This window comes from Bacteroides sp. 2_2_4 (assembly GCF_000157055.1).
GTDB lineage: Bacteria > Bacteroidota > Bacteroidia > Bacteroidales > Bacteroidaceae > Bacteroides > Bacteroides ovatus.
Genome location: NZ_EQ973360.1, coordinates 406,489 through 412,134, shown reverse-complemented (window position 1 = coordinate 412,134; position 5,646 = coordinate 406,489). Strand labels below are relative to the sequence as shown.

Here is a 5,646-nt window from a genome sequence, read left to right as displayed (position 1 = left end):
CTTTAATGTGGCTTGTTCTCCGAAATCTGCTCCGTAGCTGTTGCCTGTCGGATTACTTTCGTATGAGAATTCCGGATCATATCCGGAATATTTGGTCAGTGTAAAAAAGTTGTCGAGAGAAACAAAGATGCGAGCTCCCGTTACGTGTATTTTTGACAACAGAGAATGAGGAAGGCTATATCCCAATGTGATGGTTTTGAATTTGAAATAAGAAGCATCTTCCAGATAGCGGGTAGAAACAAGATTGTTTCCGAAACCGCCGGTGAACGTGCCTGCCAAAGTAGGGCGTGGAACAGTGTTGCTAGTTCCTTCTCCCCTCCAGTAATGGTTGGCGGCATATTTTGATATGTTATAGAATTGTTCCGAATTGACCAGTGTGCCATTTTTGTAACCTTTGATACTGCTGGACGCCAAGCCGAGATGTTCCGTACCTTCTGTTCCCCCGCAGCCTTTCCATGCTGACAGGATTTTACCTCCGGCTGCAAATTGGCAGAAAATGGATAAGTCGAAGTTTTTCCAGTTCATAGTCGAAGTGATACCACCATAAATGTCAGGTGTAACCTTTCCTACATACATGCGGTCATCGTCTGTGATGTCTCCGTCATTGTTGTAGTCAAAGTACTTACAATCACCGGCACGTACTCCTTTTGCGTAGAGTTTGCTTGGTACTTCCTGGTCGGTTTGATAAATACCATCCTGACGCAACATATAGAAAGCACTAACCGGTTTACCTACCATTAAAGCATGCATTACTTTACCGGTATTGGCACCACCACCGTTGATTTTCATATCAAGTACTCCATCCAATGACAATAGTTTGTTTTTTGTATAGGAGAGGTTAGTAGCAAGCTCCCATTTAAAAGGACCATCGAATATTTTACCGCTTACCATCACTTCCAATCCTTTGTTCTCCAGCGAGCCGATATTGGCTGTCCGGGTAGTATATCCTGTTGTAGCAAGTGTACTGATATTATAAAGTAATCCGCTTGTCTTTTGATAGTATCCGTCTACAGATAGCGCCAGTCGTCCGTTGAATAGCTCTGCGTTGATTCCGACATTCACCTGATTAGCTTTCTCCCAGATAAGATCCGCAGCATCTGCTCCGATTTTAAAACCGGATGAACCATTATAGGAATTTCCTCCCGAAGTTACTAATGACATAGCTGCCCAGTTACTGATACCATCCATACTGCCAGTCTTACCCCAACTGGCTCGTAGCTTTAAGTCATTCAGTGGCGTGCCTTTAGGGAAAAAAGGTTCGTTGATAATCCGCCACGCGAAAGAAGCAGAAGGAAATGTTCCATAACGTTTATCTTTTGAGAAACGTGAAGAACCGTCACGACGCATCGTTACATTTAAGATATAGCGATTATCCCAATTCAGGGCGGCACGTCCGAAATAAGATTCGAGTGCATATGCATTATATCCGATACTACCTGCGTAGATGTTAGAACCGGAATTTATCAGACCGAAGCTGGAAGAAGGATAAGCACCGTTTGCGTAATTATCACTGTAAGCTCCAAAAGTTTCATAGTTATACTCTTCGTATGAGTGACCAAGCATTGCTGAATAAGTCAGTTTATCCCAACTATTTTTATACGAAATTACGTTGTCTATAACATATCGGTAACTTACATTTTTCTGTTCGCTAAGTGCACCCCATCCTGCATTTTTGGAACGTGCGTCATGTTTCTCTGAAATTGTTTTCTTTTCTTCATCAAGAATACCGTATATGCTGAATGAGGGGGTGTATTTGAGTCCTTTGATAGGAGTAATATCAAAACTAAGGGCAGCTACTCCTTGTTTCTTATGTACAGTCCAGTCTTCTTCATTAATCAGCATAACGGGATTATGACGACATAATTCTGTTGACATCACTGTATAGCCTCCATCTTCCCGATAAGCTCCAATCCATGGTTGTTCTTCACGGGCAGTACGAATCACTTTCAAACTGGTAGATGACTCTTCCACTTTATCGAAACGGCTGTAAGATCCTGTGAGATTCAGATTCAGTTTAAACCATTTGTTCAGCTGATGAGTAAATTTTGCCCTTAGGTTGGTTTGCTGGAATCCGCTGGTACGGATGATACCTTGTTGGTCGTTAAATCCCACAGAGGTGAAAAAGGTAGTTTTCTCATTACCTCCCGAGAGATTGATAGATGCCGTAGTAGAGTGTGCTATATCACGTTGAATGAGTCCGAGCCAGTCTGTTTCGGTAATCCGGTCGGGGATAAAGAATGATTTTGTGTCCTTCTTCTGCACATTCCAATTATCTACGGCTGCTTGCATAGTACGAGTATATTCTGCTACATTTGCCATTGGTATATCGTTGGCAATCCATCCAAGGCTGTGGCGTACACTGGCATTTACGCGTGTTTTACTGTTGGTGTTCCCCGATTTTGTGGTGATGATGACAACACCGTTGTTAGCTCGCGAACCATAGATGGCAGCAGCTGAAGCATCTTTCAATACGTCCATGCGTTCGATGTCGTTGGGGTTTAGCATAGGCATTGATTCACTGGGAACTCCATCGACCACATACAATGGGGTGCTGTTACCTGTGATGGATGCAATACCGCGTACCCGTACACTCGGTTGTTCACCGGGGGTACCGCTGGCAGAGGCTACATTTACACCAGGAGTACGACCTTGCAGCATCTTGGCTACATTGTAGTCACTGCCTTGATCCAGATCATCCACTTTCAGGCTACTGATAGAAGTGGTTACTAGTTTTTCGGACTGGGAGCCATAGCCGACTACAACTATCTCATTTAATGCAATGCTGCTTTCTTTCAAATATATTTTTAGATTGTTTTTATTGCCGGCTTTCACTTGTTGTGAGTCAAATCCAATATAAGATACTGTTAGTGGTTGGTTAGGATCTGCTACAATGGTAAAGTTTCCGTTAATATCTGTAATGACTCCGGTTCCTTTTCCTTGCATGACATTGGCGCCAATAATAGGAATTCCACTTTCATCTAGTACGGTTCCTTTAATCGCTCTCTTTTCATTACTTCTTTGTTCTGTCTCCTGCTTTACCAATACGATGGTGTTGTTGGTAAATGAATAAGATATATTCAAAGGAGTAAATACCTGTGAGAGCGCTTCGCTGATAGGTTTCTTTGTGCAGCTAATTGTCACTTTAGTCTGATCGTTAAGAACATGATTCCGGTATACAAAAGTATATCTCGTTTGCTGTTCTACTTGTTTCATGAAAGTTTTTACCGTGCCATTTTTGATATGAATGGACACATTTTCTTCTTGGGCAAACACTCCCGAAGGGAATAAAATTATAGCAGCGGATAAAATGGTAAAGTTTCTAAAAATAAGGCTGTTCCGCAGTTTCCTTCTCAATAAAAATGTTAACTTTGTGATATTCATAGTTGATAATGTTTTGATGTATAAAATTTTATCGACTTCCATACAACCAAAGGATTGGGCGATTCTTTGGTTGTTCTTTTTTGATTTTAACTACTATGTGTTTTCCATAAGCTCCTTTCTTTTAAATTAGTAAATAGTTATTATATCTTTATGTATCTCGTACTTAAATCCGTATTGTATGCTTAAGGATCTTATGACATTCTGTATACTTTCGTTTCGGAAAGATCCCGATAGTAAATCTTGTGCGATTTGCTTATGATGCAATCTGATTTCCACCCCATACCATCGTTCTATCTGGGCTATTACATCAATTAATGGTGTGGATTCAAAGATGAGGTAATTATCTCTCCATCCGGCTTCAACATGGGCATCCGCTTTGCTTATTCGTAGTGTTCTGTCCATAGCGGAATAGGTTGCCTTTTGTCCAGGTGAAAGCGTATATTCATGGGGAAGTGAACCACCTGATATTCTGATTCGTCCGCTAAGTAAAGACGTTTCTACAATGTCTTTTTTATAGGTCTTTACATTGAATGAAGTTCCTACTACTTCAATTTGCAGATCGTTGATTATTACCTTGAATGGGCAATCGGGATTCTTGGCAACATCGAAAAAGGCTTCTCCTGATAGTTTGACGAGGCGTTGCTTGGAGTTGTTTACATCATATTCCAGGTTTGTAGCCGCATTTAGATGTACAAATGTACCATCAGGGAGAGCCATTTCTGCTTTACTGCCAGCTCTAACTGTTACAGCAACCATTTGACTTTCCGGGTTATTCATCCATGTATAAAGTCCAAAAGAGGATGATAGGATGATAGCGATAATGGCAGCATATTTCATATATTGCAGCCAACGGCGTCTCCAAATGATTTGTTGTAGTTCCTTTCGAATTTGCTTTTTCATCATAGGAGGCATCTTTATCTCTACTGTGTCGTTTTCCATATCTATCATGGTATTCCATAACTCTTCGTCAGGTATGTTGTTGAGTTCATTTCTGAACTTTCCAATATCGGAAGAGGTGATTCCTTTTTCGATGTACTGGCAATATAACTTTTTAAATTGTGGACTCATATTATTGGTGTTTCTATAGGTTATACGTAAATACATAAAGGGAGTACTAGACTTTTTTTATGTTGTAGAGCATAGAAAAAGTTAGGAATAGTAGGTGTTTGTAGAGTTTTGTGGAGTTTTAATTATTCCCACTGAAAGTGTTATTCTTGTTACAGGAAGAAAATAAAGAGAATATTATATTTCATCATTTCGCTGCGAAGAATCTTCAGGGCGGAAGTCAGATAGTTTTTCACCGTTTGTTCGGAGAGATCCAGTTGTTCGGCTATTTGCTTGATGGGGATATGTTTCTCCCTGCTTAATTCATAAATCTCGTGTTCCCGTTGTGACAGAACTTTCTTCGATTGTTGAAGTTGTTGCAGGAATTCGTCGTACAATAAGATATCTTCCGGCGATACGTCAGTTGCCTGGTTCTCGCAATACTCCATGAAGTCTTCGAATTGCAGTTCGTTGACTTGTTTGCGGAAATAATCGATTACCTGATGTTTGGCAATAGTGAAAATAAAGGCTTGCAGATTGCCGAAGCTATTCAACTGGTTACGGTTGTCCCATAGGCGTAAAAAGGTATCCTGAACAATATCCTGTGTCAGGGAACGATTTTTTAGTTGTTTAAGAACAAAGCTGTAAAGTCGGTCGGCATAGGCTTCATAAATCTGTGTAAAAGCCTGGTAGGAGCCGTTGCGTAGTTCTTTTATGCACTGTATTTCGTCTATTTTCATCCTTTCTGCAATAGAAGTAGGTCGGGCAAATGTACTGAAATAATTTAGAAATCAACAAATCTATGTGAATAAATAAAGAGAAACCGATGTCCGGTAGTTGGCAGATGAATTTTATTTTGCAATCATATTACAATCATATATTGAGCTTTATTGTGCCGTCTCTTGCTTTCCGCTAATTAATTTTGTATCTTTACTGTTTTTTACCCTTGTAAAGACAGGTGGTCACCTTATGCAGTGATAAATATCACCTTATACAGGGCAGACGCATTAAAAATTATTTTCCTGTAAAAGTTGTGACAAATATTTTTCATCCCATCCGGCTTTTAGTCTTTTCAGATTCATGCTTCCTTTTGTTGTTTTTTCATTCTTTAGTATGGTAAGTGCCATCTTTGTTGCCACCGAAAAGTTTCTGGCTGCATTTTTCACCTTTTTACTGTAGTCTTCTCGAAAGGTAACATCCAGTTGCCAATGAAGATTATTT

The 5,646-nt window shown here is 40.1% G+C and carries 3 protein-coding genes and 1 pseudogene; all 4 read right to left on the bottom strand.

Features of this window, described 5'->3' with window-relative positions; all coding sequences use genetic code 11:
* Positions 1-3,381 (bottom strand): TonB-dependent receptor (locus BSCG_RS13175; RefSeq protein ID WP_032849549.1); only part of this gene is annotated, 3,381 nt, incomplete at its 3' end.
* Positions 3,382-3,507: 126 nt separating this feature from the next.
* Positions 3,508-4,449 (bottom strand): FecR family protein, encoded by a 942-nt coding sequence (locus tag BSCG_RS13180; RefSeq protein WP_004311897.1) that lies wholly within the window; start codon positions 4,447-4,449, stop codon positions 3,508-3,510.
* 149 nt (positions 4,450-4,598) lie between these two features.
* Complete coding sequence (locus tag BSCG_RS13185; protein WP_004298079.1) at positions 4,599-5,165, bottom strand: RNA polymerase sigma factor; 567 nt, start codon at positions 5,163-5,165, stop codon at positions 4,599-4,601.
* A 267-nt stretch (positions 5,166-5,432) separates the two neighbouring features.
* A pseudogene (locus BSCG_RS13190) lies at positions 5,433-5,646 on the bottom strand (ISAs1 family transposase); the annotation flags it as partial.